Annotated in this window: 19 protein-coding genes; 6 read left to right on the forward strand and 13 right to left on the reverse strand. The window is 62.3% G+C overall.

The genetic code is table 11. From position 1 onward, the window contains the following. Nucleotides 1-7 precede the first annotated feature (7 nt). From J3P95_RS09625 to J3P95_RS09670, 10 genes are read right to left on the reverse strand one after another with little or no spacing between them, the layout of a single operon-like run. Nucleotides 8-1,144 carry a glycosyltransferase family 2 protein gene (locus tag J3P95_RS09625; protein ID WP_434562458.1) on the reverse strand — a complete coding sequence of 379 codons (1,137 nt, stop codon included), beginning with the start codon at nucleotides 1,142-1,144 and terminating at the stop codon, nucleotides 8-10. After that, on the reverse strand, nucleotides 1,137-2,096 hold the full coding sequence (locus tag J3P95_RS09630; protein ID WP_434562460.1) for a glycosyltransferase: 960 nt from the start codon (nucleotides 2,094-2,096) through the stop codon (nucleotides 1,137-1,139). The genes J3P95_RS09625 and J3P95_RS09630 overlap by 8 nt, the downstream gene beginning before the upstream one ends. Further along, on the reverse strand, nucleotides 2,093-3,463 hold the full coding sequence (locus tag J3P95_RS09635; protein ID WP_434562462.1) for an O-antigen ligase family protein: 1,371 nt from the start codon (nucleotides 3,461-3,463) through the stop codon (nucleotides 2,093-2,095). Before J3P95_RS09635 ends, J3P95_RS09630 begins: the two co-directional genes overlap by 4 nt. After that, nucleotides 3,460-4,563: a glycosyltransferase family 4 protein gene (locus J3P95_RS09640; RefSeq protein ID WP_434577664.1), complete on the reverse strand. Its 1,104-nt coding sequence runs from the start codon at nucleotides 4,561-4,563 to the stop codon at nucleotides 3,460-3,462. The genes J3P95_RS09635 and J3P95_RS09640 overlap by 4 nt, the downstream gene beginning before the upstream one ends. Continuing rightward, entirely contained in the window at nucleotides 4,560-6,152 is a 1,593-nt protein-coding gene (locus J3P95_RS09645; protein WP_434577662.1) for a GumC family protein, read from the reverse strand. The genes J3P95_RS09640 and J3P95_RS09645 overlap by 4 nt, the downstream gene beginning before the upstream one ends. Nucleotides 6,153-6,169: 17 nt before the next feature. Then, on the reverse strand, nucleotides 6,170-7,192 hold the full coding sequence (locus tag J3P95_RS09650; protein ID WP_434562468.1) for a polysaccharide biosynthesis/export family protein: 1,023 nt from the start codon (nucleotides 7,190-7,192) through the stop codon (nucleotides 6,170-6,172). Between the two features lie 20 nt (nucleotides 7,193-7,212). After that, nucleotides 7,213-7,857 carry a CpsD/CapB family tyrosine-protein kinase gene (locus tag J3P95_RS09655; protein ID WP_186609517.1) on the reverse strand — a complete coding sequence of 215 codons (645 nt, stop codon included), beginning with the start codon at nucleotides 7,855-7,857 and terminating at the stop codon, nucleotides 7,213-7,215. Beyond that, the gene (locus tag J3P95_RS09660) at nucleotides 7,858-8,604 is read right to left on the reverse strand and encodes a sugar transferase (protein ID WP_434562470.1); all 747 of its coding nucleotides are present in this window, start codon (nucleotides 8,602-8,604) and stop codon (nucleotides 7,858-7,860) included. Then, nucleotides 8,601-9,656, reverse strand: coding sequence for an NAD-dependent epimerase (locus J3P95_RS09665; protein ID WP_434562472.1), 1,056 nt, complete (start codon nucleotides 9,654-9,656; stop codon nucleotides 8,601-8,603). The genes J3P95_RS09660 and J3P95_RS09665 overlap by 4 nt, the downstream gene beginning before the upstream one ends. Beyond that, nucleotides 9,653-11,017, reverse strand: coding sequence for a UDP-glucose dehydrogenase family protein (locus J3P95_RS09670; protein ID WP_434562474.1), 1,365 nt, complete (start codon nucleotides 11,015-11,017; stop codon nucleotides 9,653-9,655). Before J3P95_RS09670 ends, J3P95_RS09665 begins: the two co-directional genes overlap by 4 nt. Before the next feature lie 377 nt (nucleotides 11,018-11,394). On the opposite strand from J3P95_RS09670, the gene J3P95_RS09675 reads away from it, so the two are divergent. After that, entirely contained in the window at nucleotides 11,395-13,092 is a 1,698-nt protein-coding gene (locus J3P95_RS09675; RefSeq protein ID WP_434577659.1) for a sulfatase-like hydrolase/transferase, read from the forward strand. 8 nt (nucleotides 13,093-13,100) lie between these two features. On the opposite strand, the gene J3P95_RS09680 is transcribed toward J3P95_RS09675, so the two are convergent. After that, complete coding sequence (locus tag J3P95_RS09680) at nucleotides 13,101-15,020, reverse strand: acyltransferase family protein (protein WP_434577658.1); 1,920 nt, start codon at nucleotides 15,018-15,020, stop codon at nucleotides 13,101-13,103. Between the two features lie 244 nt (nucleotides 15,021-15,264). Between J3P95_RS09680 and J3P95_RS09685 the strand changes: the two genes are divergently transcribed. The 5 genes from J3P95_RS09685 (at nucleotide 15,265) to J3P95_RS09705 (ending at nucleotide 19,973) form a co-directional block, all read left to right on the forward strand. Next, nucleotides 15,265-15,933 (forward strand): ABC transporter ATP-binding protein, encoded by a 669-nt coding sequence (locus J3P95_RS09685; protein WP_434562480.1) that lies wholly within the window; start codon nucleotides 15,265-15,267, stop codon nucleotides 15,931-15,933. Further along, nucleotides 15,930-18,401: an ABC transporter permease gene (locus J3P95_RS09690; RefSeq protein ID WP_434562482.1), complete on the forward strand. Its 2,472-nt coding sequence runs from the start codon at nucleotides 15,930-15,932 to the stop codon at nucleotides 18,399-18,401. Before J3P95_RS09685 ends, J3P95_RS09690 begins: the two co-directional genes overlap by 4 nt. After that, nucleotides 18,391-19,461 (forward strand): lipocalin-like domain-containing protein, encoded by a 1,071-nt coding sequence (locus tag J3P95_RS09695; RefSeq protein WP_434562484.1) that lies wholly within the window; start codon nucleotides 18,391-18,393, stop codon nucleotides 19,459-19,461. Before J3P95_RS09690 ends, J3P95_RS09695 begins: the two co-directional genes overlap by 11 nt. Before the next feature lie 65 nt (nucleotides 19,462-19,526). Then, complete coding sequence (locus tag J3P95_RS09700) at nucleotides 19,527-19,769, forward strand: hypothetical protein (RefSeq protein WP_434562486.1); 243 nt, start codon at nucleotides 19,527-19,529, stop codon at nucleotides 19,767-19,769. Nucleotides 19,770-19,799: 30 nt separating this feature from the next. Next, nucleotides 19,800-19,973, forward strand: coding sequence for a hypothetical protein (locus tag J3P95_RS09705; protein ID WP_434562488.1), 174 nt, complete (start codon nucleotides 19,800-19,802; stop codon nucleotides 19,971-19,973). Nucleotides 19,974-20,148: 175 nt separating this feature from the next. On the opposite strand, the gene J3P95_RS09710 is transcribed toward J3P95_RS09705, so the two are convergent. Both J3P95_RS09710 and hglS read right to left on the reverse strand, forming a co-directional pair. Continuing rightward, complete coding sequence (locus J3P95_RS09710) at nucleotides 20,149-20,667, reverse strand: Hcp family type VI secretion system effector (RefSeq protein WP_434562490.1); 519 nt, start codon at nucleotides 20,665-20,667, stop codon at nucleotides 20,149-20,151. Nucleotides 20,668-20,963: 296 nt separating this feature from the next. Then, nucleotides 20,964-22,340 carry a 2-oxoadipate dioxygenase/decarboxylase HglS gene (gene hglS, locus J3P95_RS09715; RefSeq protein ID WP_434562492.1) on the reverse strand — a complete coding sequence of 459 codons (1,377 nt, stop codon included), beginning with the start codon at nucleotides 22,338-22,340 and terminating at the stop codon, nucleotides 20,964-20,966. Nucleotides 22,341-22,422 lie beyond the last annotated feature (82 nt).

The raw sequence follows: 22,422 nt of genomic DNA on the forward strand, positions 1-22,422 counted from the left end.
GTACTCCTTAGCGATTCTGCTCGGGGTTCCATTGGCTGTAGCGTTGGCCGCGCAGGAACTGCCACAGGCCGATGCTCATGCCCGCCAGCGTGACCAGCACGAACGCAGCCAGGCGAAAGGGCCGGGGCAATCGGTGGCCCGCGTCCATCAAGCCGATCAGCGCCATCGCGTAGCCCAGCAGTTGCGCCACCAGGCTCAGGCGATAGAACCCATGCTCGTTCCACAGCCAGGCATTGCTCAGCAGCAGCGGCAAGAGCAACACCGGCGCCAGGCGGCGGATCAACTTGTGGCTGATCAACCCAATGGCGTAGAGCCCATGGCGCAGCGGATTGAGCAGCTCCCGGCGCTGGGCCAGGCTCTGCAACCCGCCGACGGTGACCCGTTGGCGACGGCGAAACTGCTTGTCGGCTTCGTCCACGCCTTGATCGGTCACCCGGGCCCGTGGCGCGTAGACGATGGACTTGCCCAGCGCCGGCGCACAGGTGCTGAGAAAGAAGTCATCGTTGACCTGCGCCGGAATCGCTTGGTACAGCGTCCGGCGCAGCGCCAGCAGGGCGCCGTCGGCCGAGACCATGCAGCCGGTGCGGCTTTCCACCCGCCGCAGCCAGCCTTCGTAATGGCGGTACAGGCTGTCGCCCAGGCTCAGGCCCTTGCCCGGCACGGGGATTTCCATATGCCCGGCGCAGGCGCCGACTTCCGGATCGCCCAGCGGCGCCAACAAATGACCGAGGGTGTCGTGGGCCCACCGGTTATCGGCATCGGTAAACACCAGGATCTCGCCATTGCTGTGGGCCACACCGGCATTAAGGGCGGCGGCCTTGCCTTGGCGTGGCAGGTCAAGCACGGTGACGCGCGAGTCGATGACCTTGCGCGCGCAGGCCACCGTGTCGTCGGTCGAGCCATCGCTGGCGAGGATGATTTGTAGCGAGCGCGCCGGATAGTCCTGGGCCAGCAAGGTGCGCAGTTTCTCTTCGATATGACGCGCCTCGTTGTGGGCGGCGATGACAATGCTGACGTTCATCGGCAAGGCCGTGCCGTAGCGCCGGATCGGGAACAGCGGGGCCAGCAGGCTCAGCATCAGCGGATAGCCGAGGTAGGCGTAGACGGGCAGCAACAGGCAAGACCAATAAATGAATTCAGCCACGGGCAGGTCTCCTGACGTTCCATTGACATAGATTGAGCAGCAACGCAGCGCCGGTCAGGTGCAGGCGCATCCCATGCAGGATCCACAGTTGCAAGGCCAGGCGCGGGTCGCGTTGGCTCTGGCGCAGGCTGAGGACCAAGGCCGGCAAAGCGGCGATAAGCAGCAACATCAACCCCAGGCGCGCCTGGCCCTGGAGCAGGGCAACCAGCGCCAGGAAATCCAGGCCCCAGGCGCCAATGGACAACGCGGGGAAACGCAACAGGCGCAGGCTCGGCCCGTGGCTGCGCAGCAACTGCCAGTGACTGCCCTGGCGCCACAGTTCCTTGCTCATCCATTCACGCCAACTGCCTTCGTAGCCCCAGTGCAGGGCCACGCTTTCGTTGACCAACAGCAACTGCGCGCCGGCTTCGCGCAAGCGCAGGGAAAAATCCTTGTCTTCGCCGGTGCGCAGGGTTTCGTCGAAGCCTGCGACCTGATCGAACCAGGCGCGGCGCATCAGCAGGTTGGCACTGGGCAACCACTGCACCCGATGCAAGGGGCGTGAACCGGGACGCTGGCTGCGGCGCTGCCAGGCTCGCGCGAACCACGGCGCGTGTCCGGGCGTGTCCAAATCAAGGCCCAGCACATCGCCCTGGCGGCCTTCCATTTCGACCAACAGCTTGAGCCAGTCGGCGGGCATTTCCATGTCGGCGTCGATGAACGCCAGCCAGTCACCGCTGGCGATCGCCGCGCCACGGTTGCGCAGGGTGCCGATGTGTACGCCGGGCACGATCAGCACCCGCGCGCCGAGCTCGTTGGCGATGCGCGGGCCATGGTCATCGGAGCCGTTGTCGACCACGATCAGTTCGCATTCCAGTTGCGCCTGGCACGCGGCCTCCCGCGCTGCCAGCAGCGTGCGGCCGATGTGCCGGGCCTCGTTGTACATCGGGATGACGATACTGACGCGGCTCATGAGCGGGCCTCCGCTGGCGCGGCCTGTTCGGCGTCGTAGCGCAACACGCTGGTCAAGGCGAGCATGATCCACAGCAACTTGTGATTCGGTGCGCTGAGGAACATCAGGAACAACGCCAGCGACAGGAAACTCATGCCCAGGTGCGTCAACAAGTCCGCTTGCGCCCAGTCCCGGCGCTGGAGCCAGAGTTGGCGCGCGCGCATCAGGTTGTAGAGGCCCAGGCCGATCATGCCGACAAACATCAACCCGCCTGGAACGCCGATCTCGCTGAAAATTTCCAGGTAGGTGTTATGCGCCCGGCGATACAGGTCGCCCAATTTGCGATTGGCCGAGAAGGCCTTGGCGTAGCCAGTGGGGGCGTAGTGCAGGGGAAACGTCCCGGGGCCCGAACCAAGTATCGGGTTCTCGCGGATCATCTGGCTGCCCACGAGAATGTACGAGGCGCGGCGGCCCAGGGATTCGTCCTTGTGAGCGCTGGCGCCGGCACTGAGGATGCTCAACGATTGGATGCGCGCCACGTAACCGGCGGGCATCACGGCGATGGTCGCCGGGACCAGGAGCGCCAGCCCGAGCATGGCGAACCCCAGGTGCCGAGGACGGATACGCGGCAATTGCGCCCGATAGTGATACAACCCGATCACCAGACTGAGCAACAGAACCACCAGCCCGGACCGCGATTCGGTCTTGGTCATGCCGCCGAGCAAGAGGATGAAACCCCCTCCCCAGAACAACCGGTGCAACAGGTTCGGGCTGCGCAGGACCAGCAACAGGGCCAGCGGCACGGTGAAAGCGATCAACAGCGCAAACGAGTTAGGGTCTTCCAGCAGGCCGGAGGCGCGGCCCTGGTCCTGGTATTTAGCCGAAAACATCGCGAGCACGCAGGTGGTAGCGACGCTGACGGTCATCATTCGGGCGAACAGGTCCAGGTTCAGTTCGCGACCGATCAGCAAGGTGATCACGAAAAGAATCAGCCCCACCGTCAGCTCTCGCAGATGGGTCATGGACAAGTCCATGTTTTCTGAGATCAACAGGCTCAGGCCATACAGCATCATGAAGCCGATCAGCGGCTTCCAGATATTGCTGCGCAGGCGAGCCGCTGGAATCTGGTGCAAGGCCAGTTGCAACATCAGGATCAGGATCAGCGCCACGCCAAAAAACTTGCTGCCGGAAAACGCGTTGTCCTTGAACAGGCCTTCGAACGGTACCAACGCCGCTATGCCCAGCAAACCCCAGCCGGGCTTGCGGTACAACACGGCGACGCCGACCAGCCCCAGCACCGCACCCGGTGCGAGAAACGGATATGGACTGGCCAGCAATGCCAGGCACACCAGCCCCAGCAGACTGACGATCGAGAGCGGGACAATCATGGCTGAGCCTCCCGTGCCGTGCGGATGTAGAGCTGCGACCAGCGTTCGGCCAGCGTACGCAGGTCGTAGCGGTCGCTTTGGGTGCGGCGCGCGTTATCGGCCAGGATCCGCGCCAGGGGCGGTTCGCTGAACAGCGTTTCGATCTGCTGCGCCAGCTGCGCGCTGTCGGCCGGCGTGGCGAGCAGGCCGTTGTGGCGGTCCTGCAAGACATCGGGAATGCCGCCGACGCCGAACGCCACCACCGGCACTCCGGCTTGCATGGCTTCGAGCAGGATCATCGGCGTGCCTTCGGTGCGTGAGCTGATTACCAGCACATCGAGGCGGCTCCACCATTCATTCATGTCGGTCTGGTAACCGGGCAATTCGATGCGCGTGGGCAGCCCGGCCTCGGCGATGCGCTTGAGCAAGGGCTGGCGTTCCGGGCCGTCGCCGAGCATCACCGCGTGCAGCGCCGCATGCTGCTGGCACAGCGGGATCATCGCGTCCAGGAACAAGTCCGGACCTTTCTCGCTGCTCAAGCGCCCCACATAGCCGACCCGCCAGCGCTGCCGGTCGTCGCGGTGGGGCAGCGGCGTCGTCTTGGCTGGCAGGCCGTTGGGAATCACGTCGAGTTTTTCCGCCCTCACGCTGGCCTGGCGATGCAGTGCCGCAATGCTTTCGGCCACGCAAACTACGCGCTTGACCGGCGCGGTGCGGCACAGCTGCAGGCTCAGCCAGGTGTAGAAACGCTGCTTGGGACTGCGCGGTGTGAAGCCGTGCTGGGTAATCACCAGCGGCAGGCGCAGCAACGTGGCCGCGGCCCAGCCGAACAACAGGCCCTTGAAGTTGTGCGTATTGATCAGCGGCCGATCTGCGCGCCGTTGCCGCAGGTGCTGCAACAGCTCGCCCCAACTGGCGCAGTGGCGGCAATCGACCCCGGCCTGGCGGAAACGCGTGATCAAGGTCGGCGGCGCCGCCAGGAACAACACTTGGTGTTGTCCGGGCGTGGCCAGGCAATGATCGAGCAACATCCGCTCGGCCCCGTAGAAGCCACCGCTGTCGAGCAGATGAATGATCGACAGGGGGCTGCTGCGGTGGGACGGGCCGAACGGCGCGTTCAATTTTTCACCCAATGGACAAGGCTGGGCAGGCTCCAGTTGCGATGCGGGTTGAGCTGCTCGGGCGACTGCTCGTTGATCACCAGCAACACCGGCAGGTCCAGTTGTTGGCCAATCTGCGCTGGATGCTTGAAGCGATGGTCGAAGAACTCGCGCACATAGACCAGGGCGATCGCCAGCAGCAAGCCGCTGAACAGGCCGAATGCAATGATCAACATCGGCTTGGGAAACGCTGCGGCGGTGGGTTCGAACGGCGGGCTCAGTACTCGCGCGTTGGACAGGTCGTTGTCCAGCGAACGAGCAGAGCTGGCTTCGGCGAACCGCTGGGCATAGGTGGAGAACGCCGCATGCAGCGCGTTGATCTCGGTGTCCATCTGCCGCAGCTTGCTCTGGGTTTCCTGCAACTGGTGGATGCGCTCCTTGAAGGCGGCGATTCGTTCGACTTTCTGATTGATCACTGAACTGACCACCGCCAGGTCGGTGGTGCGTTCCTGGATGCGGTTGCTCACCACTTTCAAAAATTGCTGGCGAGTGCGCATGATCTGCTCGCGAGCCAGCAGCATCGGTTCGCTGCTGGGCTGGAAGATCGCCAAGTCGTTCATGTAACGGCTGACCTGGCTGGTCAGTTGCTCGCCCAGTTGTTTGATTTCACGGTCTTCGAAGGCGATGTTGTCCACGGTGGTGGTGAAGGTGAACGGGAAGGTGTAGTCGTTGAACCGCGAGCTGTTCGCCGCCGCCAGGCTGGTCTTGAGGTAGTCGAGCCAACGTTGGCTTTGCAACAGGCGATCCTGATACAGGTTCAAGGCCTGCTCTTCGGTGTTGATGGCGTTCAGGCGGAAGGTGATTTCTTCCTTGGGGTCAGAGGAACCGACGCCTTCAAGCAGCCCCAGGCGGTTGCCCTCCAGGCCGTCAAGGCGCGTCTGGTATTGGACTTTTTTCTGTTCGTAAAAGGCCTGGGGCAATTCGATCGATTGCAGTGCCTGGCGGCCGGTGAGGTAGTTCTCCAACAGTTGTGCCACGAACCGGGTGCCCTGGGCCGGGTCGCCGAAGCTATAGACGATGGAGATGACGTTGGAGCCGGGCAGGGTCTCGATCTTGAGATTTTCGATGGCCTCGTCGGTCAGCGTATCCAGCAGGGTGTCGCGTACCGGATCGACCTCCAGCCCCAGGCCGTCGCGCAGCGGGTTGATCACGTATTCGCGCAAGGGCTGGGTGACGTAGCGCTTGAGCGGTTCGCTCACCCATTTGTCGAGGACGCCAGGGCTTGGGGTGTATTCGCCTTGGTCGCGCAGGGTCTTGATGGTCTCGCGAATCAACGCCGGCGAGCGGAGGATATTGCTTTCGGTTTCCATGTCCGCCAGGGACGGTGGAATGAAGGTGGCGTTTTCCTGGTTCAGCGACGTGGTGGCGTCGCCCTGTGAGAGTTTTTTCGATTGGACGATCACTTGGGCAGTGATGTCGAAGCTCTGCTTGAGCATCAACGGCAATACCAGGGCGATCACCGCGAAAATCAGGAAGACGCGCTTCACCCACTGCTTGTTGGCGAAGAAGATCCTGAAAAACTCATGCAGATAATTTTCCTTGGGGTTCATGGTCGGTCACCTGGGTTTCAGTTGTCGCTGCCTTTGTTGTCGACGCGGTAGCCGAAGCTGAACCCCACGCCCTGGAACAGCACTACGTCAGCCAGTTGCCTGGCCAATTCGCCGGCACTGGCAAGCTTGGTCTTGGGAACGAAGAGCATGTCCTCCGGTTGCAGGTAGGCGATCTGCGAGGCGTCGCCGCTCAGGGCTTTTTCCACGTCGTAGTGACGGGCTTCGACCTGGTTGCCGTTGCGGCGCATGATCACCACCGAGTCGAGCCTGGCCTTGACGTTGGTGCCACGGGCCAGGGTCAGCGCTTCAAGGACCGAGATCGGCCGGCGGATCGGGTAGGAACCAGGTTGGGCCACTTCACCGAGGACATAGATCTCGTTGCCGGCGGTGGACTTGAGCAACACGTCCACGGTCATGTGGCCGGGCAGTTGGGCATAGCGCTCGTTGAGGAAGGTTTCCAACTGGGTGACGGTCATGCCTTGCAACGGCACGGCGCCGATTTCCGGGAAGCTGGCGTAGCCATCCCGGCCCACGATGATTTCCCGGCTCATACCGGTGCTCGGGTGGGTCAAGGTGTTCCTGAGTGTCGTTTCGCCGGCCAGCGGGCTGGTCACCAATACGGTCAACTGGTTGCGATTGGGCTGGAACAGCATTTTCTGGTCATAGGCCCGCTGCACCGCCAGGCGGGCTTCGTCGGTGGTCAGGCCGGCGACCTTTACCGAGGTGTTGGCGCCCGGCAGTTCAATGCTGCCGTCGGGCATCACCTGCTGCGTGCCGTTGAGCTGGCTGGCGGCGGTGAAGTTCAAGGCCACCTGGTCGCCCGGCTGCACGCGATAGGCCTGGGAGGAAGTGGTGCTGATGTGAAAAATCACATCCAGCACATCTTGCGGCCGCAGGGTCTGTTCGACCTTCGGCATGTCGGTGGCCTGGGCGTTGGCCGGCGCGGCGGTGAGGATCTGCACCGGCATCGAGCGGGTATCGGTTGTGCTGGAGCAACCGGCAAGCGGCAGCAACAGCAGGACAAGCATTCTGGCGTTCATCTCGTCATCCTTTTGCAGGCTTACAGGTTGTTGTAGAGCCATTTGGGCATGAAGTACTTGCGGCGATTGAACACGCTGCCGACCACTTTCGCGCCGGCCTGGGCCAGTCGTTGTCGCGCGGCCTGGGCCACTTCCCAGCGGGTGTCCTCGCCGCGCACCACCAACACCACGCCGTCCGCCTGAGTGCTGATGACCAGGGTGTCGGTGGCCGAATACACGGCGTCGGCGTCGATCACCACGAAGCGGTACTGCGTCGCCAGTTGCCTGAACAGTGGGCGCAGTCGCTCGGGTGTCAGGCGTTCGGCGTTGTGGCCCAGGCGGCCGTTGGGCAGCACGTCGAAGGGCAGGCTGGAAACCCGCACCACGCAGTCTTGCAACAACGGCGGGGTAAGGCTGTTGAAGAGCAGGTCGCTGAAGCCGCGCTCTTTTTGCAGCGACAGTTGCTGGGTGAGGTTGCGCGGCGATTGGCTGGCGTCGACCAGCAGCACGCGCCCGCTGCTCATTTGCGCCAGTTGCGCGGCCAGTGCCATGGCGCTGGTGCTGGTGCCGGTGCCGGTATTGGCGGCTGTCAGAAGAAGGATCCGCAGATCCGGGTCGAGCACGGTCGAGGTCAGGTTGGTCTCGCTCGGGCTGGCTATGGTCAGGATATTCGTCGAACCGTCCATTTAACTCGCTCCGTGGCCGCTGAAAACTTTGAAGGGGGTGATCATCAGGATCTTCAAATCCAGCAACAGGCTCTGCTCGGCGATATAGCTGAGGTCCAGTTCCACGCGCTGATCGAAGTCGATATTGCTGCGCCCGGAGATCTGCCACAGGCCGGTCATGCCGGGGTAGATGCTCAGGCGCACGAGATGGCTGTCCTTGTAACGGTAGGCGTTGAACGAGGTCGGCCGGGGGCCCACCAGGCGCATGTCGCCGGTGACCACGTTGATCAGGTTCGGCAGTTCGTCGAGACTGCTGCGTCGCAGGAACCGGCCGATGGGGGTAATGCGCGGGTCGTTATCGATCTTGAAGTCGATGGCATCGGCGCCGTGTTTGTTGAGATGGCGCAGCGACTCTTTCAACGCCTCGGCTTCGGCGACCATGGTGCGGAACTTGTACATGCCGAAGACGCGACCGCGGTAACCGGTGCGTTTTTGCACGAACAGCACCGGCCCGGGGCTGGAAAACTTCACCAGCAGTGCCAGGCCCAGCAACAGCGGGCAGAGCAGCATCAGGATCGCCAATGCGCCCAGGCACGCCACCACGCGGTTGGTGCGCGAGACGGTCCAGGGCCGACCGCTATCGCGACCGGTCAACCAGCCACGCCCTTGGCGATGGATGGCCGCGTCCAAGCGTCTGCGATGCTCGGGGTCGACACGCTTGTCGCGTCCGGAGCCGCTGATAGGTATCTGTTGCTCATGTCGGGTCATAGACGCCTCCGCTGAAGTTCTGCCGCACCCAGCGTGCGGGCGGGTTGTGGGTAGTAATCGAGGAACCAGTCAACGAAGCGTCCCAGCCCATCTTCCAGTTCGACACAAGGCTGGAAGCCGGTGGCCCGGGCCAGGTCGCTGGCATCGGCGCAGGTGTTGAGCACGTCCCCCGGTTGCAGGGGCAGCAGCTCGATCCGGGCGGCGCGACCCAGGTGCTTTTCCAGCAACGCCACGTAGGTGCGCAGCGCCACCGGGTGCTGCCCGCCGATGTTGTAGATGCGCCATGGCGCCAGGCTGCTGGCCGGGTCCGGTTGTTCGCGATCCCAGTGCACGGTCGGGTAGGGCGCGCGTTCGAGCAGCCGGGCGATGCTTTCGATGATGTCGTCGATGTAGGTGAAGTCGCGTTCGTGCTCGCCATGATTGAACAGTTGCAGCAGCTGTTCTTCGGCGATGGCTTTGGCGAACTGGATCGGCGACATGTCCGGCCGGCCCCAGGGGCCGTATACGGTGAAAAAACGCAGGCCGGTGCACGGGATGCCGAACAGGTGGCTGTAGCTGTGGGCCATCAGCTCATTGGCTTTTTTGGTCGCAGCGTACAGCGACAGCGGATGATCCACGCCGTCCTGGACCGAATACGGTGTGCGCGGGTTGGCGCCGTACACCGAACTGGAAGAGGCGTAGATCAGGTGCTTGACCGGATGACGGCGGCAACTTTCCAGAATGTTCAGGAACCCGGTGAGATTGCTGTCGACATAGGCGTGGGGGTTCTGCAGCGAATAGCGCACGCCGGCCTGGGCGGCGAGGTGAATCACCACGTCCGGGCGATGGGATTGGAACAATTCGTCGATTGCCGCCGCGTCGGTAAGGTCAATGCACGCCAAGGGAAACTCGCCGGCCTGGGCTTTTACCCACGCCACGCGGTCGTGTTTGAGCTGCGGGTCGTAGTAATCGTTGAAATTGTCCAGGCCGCACACGTCATGGCCGTCGCGCAGCAGTCGCAGCACGCAATGGGCTCCGATGAAGCCGGCCGCGCCGGTCACCAGGATGTTCATGCCCGTGGCCCTTGGGCGGGGGCGCTGGGCACCGTGTGCAGCAAGCCGATGCCGCGATACAACAAACCGGCGGCAGCCAGGTGTTCCGGGTTGTACAGGTTGCGCCCGTCGATGATCACCCGCGCGCGCAGCTTGCTGGCGAGCAGGTCGAAATCCACCACGCGAAAATTCTTCCACTCGGTGCAGATCACCAGCGCGTCGGCATCCTCCAGTGTGTCGTCGCGAGTGGCGCACAGGTTCAGGTCTTTGCGATAGCCATAGAGACGCCGGCATTCGGACATGGCCTCCGGATCGTAGGCGTGGACACGTGCGCCTTCGCGCCACAGCGCTTCCATCAGATAGCGGCTGGGAGCTTCGCGCATGTCGTCGGTGTTGGGTTTGAAGGCCAGGCCCCAGACGGCGATCGATTTGCCGGCCAAGCCGTCCGGGAACTGCTGGGCGAGTTTCTCGAAGAGGATGTGCCGCTGGCTGTCGTTCACTTCGGTGACGCTGCGCAGCAGGCGCAACGGCATGCCGCTTTGCTCGGCAGTGTGCAGCAAGGCGCGCAGGTCCTTGGGGAAGCACGAGCCGCCGAAGCCGCAGCCGGGATAAATGAAGTGGTAGCCGATGCGTGGGTCCGAGCCGATGCCCTTGCGCACCGCTTCGATGTCGGCGCCCAGGCGCTCGGTGAGGTTGGCCAGTTCGTTCATGAAACTGATGCGCGTGGCGAGCATGGCGTTGGCAGCGTACTTGGTCAGCTCCGCGCTGCGGTTGTCCATGAACATCAGTTTTTCGTGGTTGCGGCAGAACGGCGCGTAGAGCTCGCTCATCTGATCCCGTGCCAGCGGATCGGCGGTGCCGACGATGATCCGGTCCGGGCGCATGCAATCGGCCAGGGCGCTGCCTTCCTTGAGAAACTCGGGGTTGGACACCACACGCACGTTCAGCTGCTTCAGGCCTCGGCGGGCCAGCGCCTGGCGGGCGCATTCGGCGACTTTATCGGCCGTGCCCACCGGTACCGTCGACTTGATGATCAAGGTGCGGTCGCTGTCCATGAAGTCGGCGATTTGCCGCGTGACGGCCAGCACATGGCTCAGGTCCGCCGAGCCGTCTTCATCGGCGGGGGTACCGACGGCGATGAAAATCAGCTCGCCATGATTGACCGCATCGCTGGCCTGGCAGCTGAACGACAACCGACCGGCCTTGATGTTGTCTTCAAGCAACCCGGACAACCCCGGCTCGCTGATCGGCGGTACGGCTTGCTGCAGTTGCCGGATTTTGTTCGGGTCGATGTCGACGCACAGAACACGGTGTCCGACATCGGCCAGTGCCGCCGCCTGGATCAGCCCAACATACCCCGTACCAAATACGCTCACGTCCATTTTCGGCGCGCCTCGTAAACCGGTTGATGTAACTCGGATGAAACTGTTTAGAGGGGTATAGCGCAGCTTCAGAAAAGCGTGTCAGCAAAATGACAGTTGTCAGTGTTGGCAAACTCGACGGCGTGGGGCTTTTTGATATCAAGTCATTGACAGACTTGGAAAAGCGCCGATTTTAAAGGGCTGTGTCGACGTTTAAGTAAGCGATGAACGGTATAGATCCATAGATTTTCATATTTTAAGGGCGTCAAAGTTGTCACTTTTGGGCTAACTTTTTTTTGACGTATCGACCGTTCATCGTCTTTCTTGCGCTTTGGAAACCCGCTGCTAGTGTGCAGAAAACAAACCTCGTTTCACGCCGCGATTGCGCCGAGAAAGACATGACCCGATACCTCAAGGAACTGCTGCTGGTGCTGTACTTGTTCAGGGGCCATGACTATTACCTTGAGCGTCTGGCGGCGTTGGGTTTTGGCTTTGCGACAGTGCTGTTTGGTGCGATGTTCGTTGCGCTGGTGCTTGCGCTGTGGTTGACCGCTTACATTCGCCAGGCATTGTTGAGGCATCTGTTTGCCATGGCGATGTTTGTCTCGGCGGTGTTCTTCGAGGTGTATACCCGGGTCACCGACAGCTACCTGACCTATAGCCAGTTCGTCTCGCTGGTGTACTCGGGCGGCTTCATCGAGGAAGCGGCCTATCAATATCGCGAGGTCATTGTCAGCGCAGTGGCCGGTGGTCTGTTGCTGCTGCTGGGGGTCGCCCTGAAGCCCCGGCGTCGTTTGCCGTTACCCGCTTTCGTACCGGTCGCCGCGCCCTTGCTGGGGGTGCTGTTGCTCAGTGGCGTGCTGTTCGCCAGGGCGGGCGAGGGCGCGCGCGGCTTGCCGGTGATGTACACGCCGCTGGCCTACCTGAACCTGTTTGTCTACGAAGCCTTGCACGACACCGTGGGGCCTCGGGAGCCGGTCAGCCTTGACCGGCAACCCTCTTTGATCAACCACGATATCGTGCTGATCATCGACGAAAGCATCGGCGGCAATTACCTCGATATCAACACGCCGTCTGGTGTGCCCAGCGGGCTCAAGACGCCGCCGCCCGGCGTGGATATTTTCAGTTATGGCTATGCGGCGTCCGTCGCCAATTGCAGCGCCGACACCAACGTTACCCTACGTTATGGCGGCACGCGCGCCGACTACATGCGCATCAACAGCACCCAGCCGTCAATCTGGCAGTACGCCCGCCATGCCGGGTTGCGCACCGTCTATATCGATGCACAGCGCACCGGTGGCCACTTGCAGAACTTGATGACGGAGCTGGAAAAACAGGACATCGATGAGTTTGTCCAATTCGATGCGGCGCGGGTGCGCGACCGTGACATGGTGGCTGCCGCCAAACTGGTGGAACTGCTGGGCAATGACCGCGCCGAACTGGTGGTGGTCAATAAGGTCGGGGCGCATTTTCCGGTTCACGACAAATACCCTGATGACTTCATGAGCTACCGCCCAGCGTTGCCGCGCGGACAATTCGAGGACGTCGCCGACACCGGCAAACGGGACGGTTTCAACGGCGAGGAGGATGATTGGGTGCTGTATCGCAACGCCTATCAGAACACCTTGCTGTGGAACGTCGGCGAGTTTTTCCGGCGAGTCTTCCAACAGGCCGATTTGAGCCGCGCTGTGTTGATCTACACCTCCGACCATGGCCAGGACCTTCATGAGCGTGGCAACCCCGGGCTCAATACGCATTGCGGTGGCGATCCGGTGGACGAGGAGGGGTTGGTGCCGCTGGTAGTGATCCAGGGCAGCCAACTGCGCAGCCTGGATTGGTCCGGCGCCTTGGCGCAGAACAAGGACCGCTCCAGTCACTACAACATTTTCCCGACGTTGCTGCAGTTGATGGGCTACGACGCTGCGGGGATAGTCGCCCGCTATGGAAAATCCCTCAGCCAACCGACTGAAGACGACTTCACCTTCAACTACCGCTTCAACGCACGGCTGGGGGCCAAGCCTGCGTGGAAGCACATCGACCTGAGCAACATCGTCACCGCGAAGCCGGCCCCAGCCGAAGTGGCAGTGGGACATTGAGGAGAAGCCTACCGTGTCGTGGCAATCGGCCTGGGTGGCAACGGGTCGTACAGCAGCGTAAAGCCCCGGTCGCGTAGCACGCGGCCAATGAAGCGCGAGCCCACATCGTTCAAGTGCGCGTCATCCCGGTAGAGCAGTTGCCCGTCGACGATCGGGCTGCACAACCCGGCTGGGCATATCACTTGATTGGGATCGATAAAGCGCACGTTGGGCAGCTTGGCGCGTATTTCTGTCCAATAGGCCGTCATCGTCTCCAGCGGGGCCGAGCACTGGCGAGCGGGGTGGAACATCAAGCGCCGTACCGGGCAGGTGGCAGCCTTGTCGATCTTCTGGTTGCTGAGGATGACGATGACCTGGCCTGTGTGATGCGCCACTTGCCTGATGCTCGCTTCGATAACGTCGCCTACCGTCGCGTCCCTGGGCCAGGCCCCGGCCAGTACGACATAGGCGTATCGGTTCTGCTCGATCAGTTCGAACACCCGCTCATTGCGTGCCACGCAACGGGCCCCATAGGCTTGCGCCATCCTGGCGCCGTGGCCGAAGATCGGCGGACAGGCGTCCAGCGTGTAGTCCATCAGTGCGATGCCGTTAGGTTCGGCCAGGACGTCGACCATGCCGGTGAAGTGATTGGCGAACGAATCACCCACCATCACCCCGTCGATCCGAGCCTTGCGTGCACCGAGCAGGCAACGTGGATCGGGCTCGGCGCTGTACCGCGCATTAGGCATATGGCAACCGTGACGAAGTTTGTTCGGTTCGGCCAGGGACATTGCCTCAAGCGTTCGCACCTGCGGCACGAAACGCTGCGGGAAGCCTTGCCATTGCAGGCTCATGATTGCCAGCGCGGTGAGTCCCAGCGCCGGAATCACGAAGCGGCGGGCGAGCACGCGGGAAAATGTCATCAGCGCTCCGGTTCGCCGAAACGGGATCTCGACAAATCGCCAGGAGCACCAGGACAGTAAAATCGCGGTGGCCACCACACTCAGGCCCAGCGGTAGCGACATGTCGATGCCCAAGTACTTCAAGTAAGCAATCAACGGCCAATGCCATAGATAAAGCGAGTATGAAATCAGGCCGATGAATACCATGGGTCGGTTGGTCAGCAGGCGGGAGCGGGTATCGCCGCTGCCAGCCAGGATCAGCAGCGCCGTGCCCAGGCAGGGTATCAAGGCGTTCAGGCCGGGAAAGGACGCGTCCGGGCTCAGTGCCAGCAAGGAATAGACAATCAGCCCAGCTCCCGCCAGGGCATAAGCTCGACTCACCGTGCTGCCCAGCGAGCGAGGCTGAGAGAGATAAATGCCCAGCGCCGCACCCAACAGCAGCTCGAAAAATCGTGTGGGCAACAAATAGTAAGCGGCGGAGGGAACGAGCTTCGTGGCGTACTCCGAAACGCCCAGCGTTACGACAATGCCGATGCCGAGGATCGGTAGCAGGTAACGTGGTGCCAATCGATAAAGCGTCAGCAGCAGCAGCGGCCAGAGCAGGTAGAACTGTTCTTCGATACCCAGCGACCAGGTATGCAGCAGCGGGGCTTCTGCGGCGTCCGCCGCGAAATAATTTCCATACTTCATCCAGATATAGATATTCGAAGCGCCCAACAGCGAGAACAGTGCGCTGATATTGAGCCGGGTCAGGTCGGCTGGGGAAAGAATGAACCCCCCTGCAATCACGCTTGCCAACAGTACCGTTGCCAACGCAGGCACGATGCGGTTGATGCGCCGCTGATAAAAACGCTTCATGGAAAAGATGTTCTGCTTGATCTCGCCAAACACCTGGGAGGTGATGAGAAATCCGGAAATGACAAAAAAGATGTCGACCCCGACGAACCCGCCCGGCAGCAGGGTGGCGTTTAGGTGGTGGGCAAACACGGCGATCACCGCAACAGCGCGAAGACCATCGATATCGAGGCGATACTGGATAGGGGGCATGTCGGCGATCGTCCATGAAGGAGGCAATCCAAGGTCGTCATATTTATGACGATTGCGCCGACAGCTAAAAAACGGCGTGTGTTAGTCATTGATCAATAGCAGAAAGCTGATGAACTGCAAGGCGAGACGGGGCAGATGGGTTGGGCTGCGACAAACGGTTGCGCAAGGGCGCGGGTCACGCTCCGGTGTTGACGACATGCAAATTCGCTATCCTGAGCCCTACGTTTATCCGACGAGCCTTTCCATGCTTGAAGTTCGCGAAGTGTTCAAAAGCTACGCCACACCCCAAGGCTCCCTGCCCGTGCTGCAAGGCGTCGACCTGACGCTGGCGCCCGGCAGCAGCCTGGCGCTGATGGGCGAATCAGGTAGCGGCAAAAGCACCTTGCTGCATTTGGTCGCCGGGCTGGACAAAGTGGATAGGGGCAGCATCCGCAGCGGCGATTATCAGCTCGATGGCATGAGTGAAAACCAATTGGCGAATTGGCGCCGTACGGAAATCGGCCTGGTGTTCCAGCAGTTCAACCTGATCAGCAGTTTGTCAGTGGAGGACAACCTCGCATTCCAGGCGCGTCTTTGCGGCCGTTTCGATGCCGACTGGCAAACGCATCTGGTGCAACGGCTCGGCCTTGCAGACCTGTTGCGGCGCTATCCCGAGCAGCTTTCCGGCGGACAGCAGCAGCGGGTGGCGTTGGGCCGGGCGCTGGCTTCCCGACCGCCGTTGCTGCTGGCCGACGAGCCCACCGGCAGCCTCGACGAAGCCACCAGCGACGAGGTGCTGCATCTGTTGTTGGAACTGCTGGACGGCACTCCCACCAGTCTGTTGATGGTCACGCACAGTCAGCGGGTGGCCGCGCGCCTGGCCCATCGCGTGGTGTTGCAAGGCGGACGCCTGGCGCAGGTGGCCCAGGAGTGATGATCTTTCGCCAGACCCTCAAGGCCTTGCTCAGCCATTGGCGCCGGCACCCGGTGCAATTTTTCAGTGTCTTGACCGGGCTTTGGCTCGCCACCAGTCTGCTCACCGGCGTGCAGGCGCTGAACAGTCAGGCCCGCGACAGCTACGCCCGGGCCAGCCAGCTCATCGGCGGCGAACCCCAGGCCAGCCTCACCGCACCCGGCGGCGGTACGTTTACCCAGCAATGGTTTATCGACCTGCGGCGCCACGGCTGGCCGGTGTCGCCGGTGTTGCAGGCCCGAGTGACGCTCCAGGGCCACGAGGACCAGCGCTTGCAACTGATGGGCATCGACCCGGTGTCGCTGCCTCCCGGTACGGCGGTGGCGGGGCAGGCACGCGAGATGAGCGACGTGGTGGCGTTTTTCAACGACCCCGGTCGTACCTGGATCGCGCCGCAAACCTCGCGGGCGTTGGGATTGAGCGAGGGCGAACGCCCGCGGACGGTCGAGGGCCGACTGCTGCCGCCGCTGCATGTCCAGGCGGACATGGCCCCGGGAATGCTGCTGATGGACATCGGTTATGCCCAACAGGCCTTGGGGCTCACGGACCAATTATCACGGTTGTTGCTGCCCGCCACTTTCAACGCGGTCTTGCCTGAGGCGTTCGACGGGCGGTTGCAGTTCAAGCGCGCCGATGAAGAAAACAACCTGTCGCGCCTGACCGAAAGCTTTCACCTCAATCTCGACGCCCTCGGTTTCCTGTCGTTCGTGGTGGGGTTGTTCATCGTTCATGCCGCCGTCGGCCTGGCCCTGGAACAGCGTCGCGGTTTGCTGCGAACCCTGCGCGCCTGTGGCGTCAGCGCACGCATGCTGGTCACTGGCCTGGCCTTCGAGCTGGGCATGCTGGCCTTGCTCGGCGGGATCGCCGGAGTGCTCAGTGGTTATTGGCTGGCGAGCCTGCTATTGCCGGATGTCGCGGCCAGCCTGCGCGGTTTGTACGGCGCCGAAGTGGCCGGGCAATTGAGTCTCAGCCTAGGGTGGTGGCTCAGTGGCGTTGGCCTGAGCCTGTTCGGTGCGTTGCTGGCCGGCGCCGACAGTTTGTTGCGTGCGGCGCGCCTGCCCTTGTTGGCCCTGGCCAACCCCCAGGCCTGGCACCAGGCCCATGCACGTTGGCTGCGGCGCCAGGGTTGGGTGGCAATGTTGGCGGCGCTAATTGCGCTTTCGGCGCTGCTCTGGGGCGACAGCCTCAGCAGCGGTTTTGTCCTGATGACGGCTTTGTTGCTCGGCGCGGCGCTGGCGCTACCGGTGTTGCTCAATGGTGCGCTGGACCTTTTATTGCGCCGCAGCCGTTCGGTGCTGGGCCAATGGTTTCTTGCTGATTGCCGCCAACAGTTGCCGACATTGAGCCTGGCGTTGATGGCGCTGCTGCTGGCGCTGGCCGCCAACATCGGCGCGGGCAGCATGACCTCGGGGTTCCGGCAGACCTTCAGCGATTGGCTCGAACAACGCTTGAGCGCCGAGCTTTACATCAATCCGCAAACCCCGGCCCAGGCGGGCGAGCTGCACGCCTGGCTCAAGCAACAGCCCGCCATTGGCGCCGTGTTGCCCAACTGGCAGGTCTCGATTGCTTTGCAGGGCTGGCCCACCGATGTGTATGGGGTGGTTGATCATCCGACCTATCGCCAGCACTGGCCGTTGCTCGAATCGGTTGGCGATCAGCCTTGGTCGCAACTGGCCGGGGGCGACACGCTGATGCTCAGTGAACAGCTGGCCCGGCGCCTGAATGTGCGGGTCGGCGATGCCGTAACGTTGCCGACCCCGAAAGGGCCTTGGTCGCCGCGCGTCGTGGGGATCTACGCCGACTACGGCAACCCCAAGGGACATGTGCTGGTCAACGCCGAACACCTGTTGGCGCATTGGCCCGAGCTATCACCGAATCGTTTCAACCTGCGCGTCGAGCCCTCGGCGATCCCCTCGTTACTGGCAGCGTTGCAGGCCCGATTCCATCTGGACGACAGTCACATTGTCGAACAGGCGCGGCTCAAGGGCTGGTCGACCCAGGTATTCGAACGCACCTTTGCCGCCACCGCCGCGCTGAACAGCCTGACCCTGGCGGTGGCTGGGGTGGCGCTGTTCATCAGCCTGCTGACCCAGAGCCAGAGCCGTCTCAGCCAGTTGGCGCCCCTCTGGGCGCTGGGCATAACGCGGCGGCAACTGATGCTGCTCAACCTCGGCCAGACCTGGCTGCTGGCATTGCTGACCTTGGTATTGGCCTTGCCGCTGGGCATCGCCCTGGCCTGGTGCCTGGACGCCGTCATCAACGTCCAGGCGTTTGGCTGGCGACTGCCTTTGCGGATATTCCCGCTGCAACTGGCGCAACTGCTGGGCCTGGCCATGCTCGCCACGCTGCTGGCGTCGGCTTGGCCGTTGTATGCGCTGTACCGCACGCAACCGGCGGATTTGTTGAGGACCTTCGCTCATGAAAATTAGAGTCGGTCTGCTGCTGTTGGCGCTGCTCAGTGGCTGCGATGACTCCCAAACCACACAAAAAGGCTTCGCCGGGCTGGGGGATACGGCCATCGCCTACGCGCCGGTGGTGCCGGGGCGGGTCTTCAGTTTTCCGGCTGACCACGGCGTTCATGAGGGGTTTCGCATCGAGTGGTGGTACGTGACCGCCAACCTGAAGGACGCCCAGGGTCGGGATTTTGGCGTGCAATGGACGCTGTTTCGCAGCGCCCTGGACGCCGCGCCCGCCGCCAGCGGCTGGCGCAACCAGACGATCTGGCTCGGTCATGCCGCGGTCACTTCCGCCACCACGCATCACGCCGCCGAGCGCTATGCCCGGGGCGGAGTGGGGCAGGCCGGCGTGCAGGCGACGCCTTTCGATGCCTGGATCGACGACTGGCAGTTCAGCACGAAAGCCGCAGGGGCCGATCCGCTGGCGGACATGCGACTGAAGGCCGGTGACGCGCGCTTTCGCTACGACCTGCGGCTGACCTCAAGCCGCACGCTGGTGTTACAGGGCGAGCAGGGTTTCAGCCAGAAATCCGAGCAGGGCCAGGCTTCGTACTACTACAGCCAGCCGTTTTTCCAGGCCAGCGGCGAACTTGAAATCGACGGCCAGCGCTATACGGTCAGCGGCCCGGCCTGGCTTGACCGTGAGTGGAGCAGCCAGCCGCTGACCGCGAACCAGACCGGCTGGGACTGGTTTTCCCTGCACCTGGACACCGGCGAACACGTCATGCTCTACCGCATGCGGCACAAGGACGGTGCGCCATACCTCACGGGTACGTGGATTGACGCCCAAGGCCAGGCGACAACCCTCAACGCTGGTGAAATCAGCCTCACGCCACAAGGCACCGTCGAGGTCGCCGGCCGTTCAATGCCGGTGCGCTGGTCCATCAGCATTCCCGGAAAACAGCTCGACATCACCACCCAGGCGCTGAACCCCAACGCCTGGATGGACCTGCGCATTCCCTATTGGGAAGGGCCGGTGCAACTGAGCGGCAGCCATGGCGGCAACGGCTATCTGGAAATGACCGGCTACTGACAATCGCCGGAACTCCCCGCGCAGGTCGCCCCTCATAGCTTATGAATGCCTCGCGGGAGCCCGTCATGAGCGATGACCTCAAACCTCCGTCACTGGCCGACTGGCAGCGGCTGTTCGACGACAAGGCTTACTTCCAGCAGTCGCCGGATGCTCATTTCACCGAGCTGGTGCGCCTGGCCGATGATCTGTTTGGCCAAGGGGCGATAGATCTGGAAGGTTGGCAAACTCTCAAGATCAAAGCCGAGGAACTCCACCAACGCTCGCCAGATGCCAACGTCGCGCAGGAAGTGGCAGACCCTGATGCCTGATTCCAAGGCTGACAACCCAAGGAGTTCACGATGAAGTCCAGCCCCGATCAAACGCAACACAACCCCGACGCCCCGGGCTTGCCCGGCGAAGTGGAACGTGACAACGACGCGCTGCGGCCCAACGACCCGGCCAAGCGCAAACAGCAGCAAGGTGACGCCGAAGCGCAGGAAACCGATGCGCAGAAAACGGCGCGGCGCGATTAAGTTTTTACAGTGAGCGAGTAAGCTGGCTCGCCACGTATTGTGAATAATTATTTAAGCGGCGCTCGGGGAAATACCGTGGAAGCTCCACTATCATTGTCCCCGTTCGCCCAGTGCCTGGCTCTTTACCAGCGCATGGAATGCCGAGGCCGTCGCACTGGGCGAACACCTGCATGGCTTAGCCCGCGACCGGGGAACGCCAGTCATCGGAGCCTGAGGTGCCACTGACTTCGTGGGTCCAGGTGATCTTGCGGTAGGTGAAGTGGACGTCCTCCAGATGGGTGAAGTGGCTGTTGCCCGGATCCTGGCAGTTGAGCATGTAGTCTTTCATGTCGACGATGATCGCGTCCTCCAGGGTGGTGGTGTAGTAGTGTTCCTGGGTGCCCGACGCCGAGGTGCGGTACCACTGGATTTCAACCTTGGTCAGGCGCTCACCGCTGGTCAGGGCTGCGAGCAGCAGCGGCGAGGCTTTGTCGTAGACCTTGGTGATCACCAACGGCTTGTGCATGCGCTGGCCGGTTGGCTGGCCGGACTGAGGGTCGCGCGGGATGGTGACCTGGTGCTGGAAACCCTGCACCATGACTTGGTCTTCATGGCCTTCCTGGTAGGTGTTACCCACCGAGTCGGCGGTAAATGCGCCGGCGGTGATCAGGCCTTGTTTGGTACCTTCGATGGACATGTAAGCGGGGGTAGCCAATGGATGCTCTCCTTCCTGGATAACTGAAGCCCGGGGCGCGAATCGCCTCGAGGCGGCTGAGCGTTATCAAGAGCTATGCCATTTATAAAAATGTTCTGAAAATCAAAAGCCTACGTAAATTTATGGTTCAGGCATCAAGCCAAAACCTGAAAATATACGTAACGGACTGCGCCGTGCGGGACGATTCATTGCCCACGCAGCACCGGGTGCCTTATTGCCTGGGCAAAACGGCAAAATCCGAGGGGTTTTGATAACCCGATGCGCAAGTTCTTACGCCTTTGTCCTTCGGCCGTTTCCTACGCTTTCAGGGCAAGCATGCATTCGTCGATGGAACGCTGTTGCGTCTCGGCATACAACCCCAACTCGTCGATAGTCGCTTGTCCCAGCGCGGCTTCGAACGCGTGTCGATTGGATTGTCCGGCGTAGTGGCTCTGGGCTGTGTCACCCAGGTTCGACTGGAAAATGCCGGCGGCACTGACCGGCAAGAAATCCTCGTAGACCAAGGGTTCGGCACGCAGGTATTGCTGCTCCAACAGGTGCTCCAGCGAGGCCGGCTGATCGATAGTGCCTCTGGCGGCGAGCCCCAGCGGCGTCACGAAATAGCGAAAGTAGGCCAGTGCCTGCCGGCGCAGCTCATCGTGGGTATCCGGGAACTGGATGAAGTGTTCAGCCATCAGCGTGTTGTAGCGTGCGGCATTGGCTTCGTTGGGAAACGCCCCGAGGGCGTCGCGCGCGGCGTTCAGCAATTGGTCGTAGAGCGCGCGGCCCTTGGGGGTAAGGGCGGCGCCACGTTGTTCGATCTCGCCAAAACGTGCGCTGTGGCTGCCTTGGGACGCAGGCTGGTCGGTGAACGCGACGGGCTCGTCGAGCGCCTTGAAACTGGTCTGGCGCAGCAGGATCGGGCACTGGCGACGGGGCGGTCCTTCGACCACGGCTTTGGGCGTGATGCCATGCACCGGCATCTGCTCCTGGACAATGTCGATGTCCAGGGTGCGCGGCGTCAGATGATTGATATGGGGCCCCTTGAACGCCACCACGTCGGCGATCAGGCGGTGCTGGGCGCTGAGTTGTCGATACTGTTCGGCGGTGACGGTGGCGCTGTGGTGCCAACGAAAGGTTTCCAAGGCCTGTAGGACGAAGTCCTCAGCCTGGGGTTCGGTCAGGCCACCCTGGCGTTCGGCGAGGTCGATGAGCTGCAGGGCGCTGGGGGTGAAGATTTGCCGTTTAGCCAGCACCGACTCGGCAAAGGCTCGAAGCTCGGTGTTCTCGATCAGCTCCAGGCGCAACAGCGAGGTAAACACCCGGAAGGGGCTGATCTGCAGCGATGTTTCATGCACGGCGCGAAACGCCGTGGAATGCACCGGTACGCCGGCGGGCGTGAGATCGTAATAGCCCACCGGTTGCATGCCCATGACCGCGAACAGGCGGCCCAGGGTCGCCAGTTCGGCGGCGGTGCCAACGCGAATGGCGCCGTGGCGTTCCAAGTCCAGGCGCTGCAGTTCGCCGGTGTTGCGCAGGTGTTCGGCCAGTGACGGGTCGTTTGCCAGTACCCGGGCGTTGGTGTGCTCCACCAGGTTCATCAATGCGCCGTACAGCGGCACCTCGTCGCGGTACATGTCGGACATCGCCCTGGAGAAGCGTTGGCGGATCAAGTCGGGGCTGACGAAGCTCATCGTAAGAATTCCTGGCGAAGGCTGTGGGAAAGTTGGACGAAAGATCGCAGCCTTCGCCAGCGCCGACAAACGAAGAATCTTC

Source organism: Pseudomonas sp. Z5-35, assembly GCF_051131945.1.
Lineage (GTDB): Bacteria > Pseudomonadota > Gammaproteobacteria > Pseudomonadales > Pseudomonadaceae > Aquipseudomonas > Aquipseudomonas marvdashtae.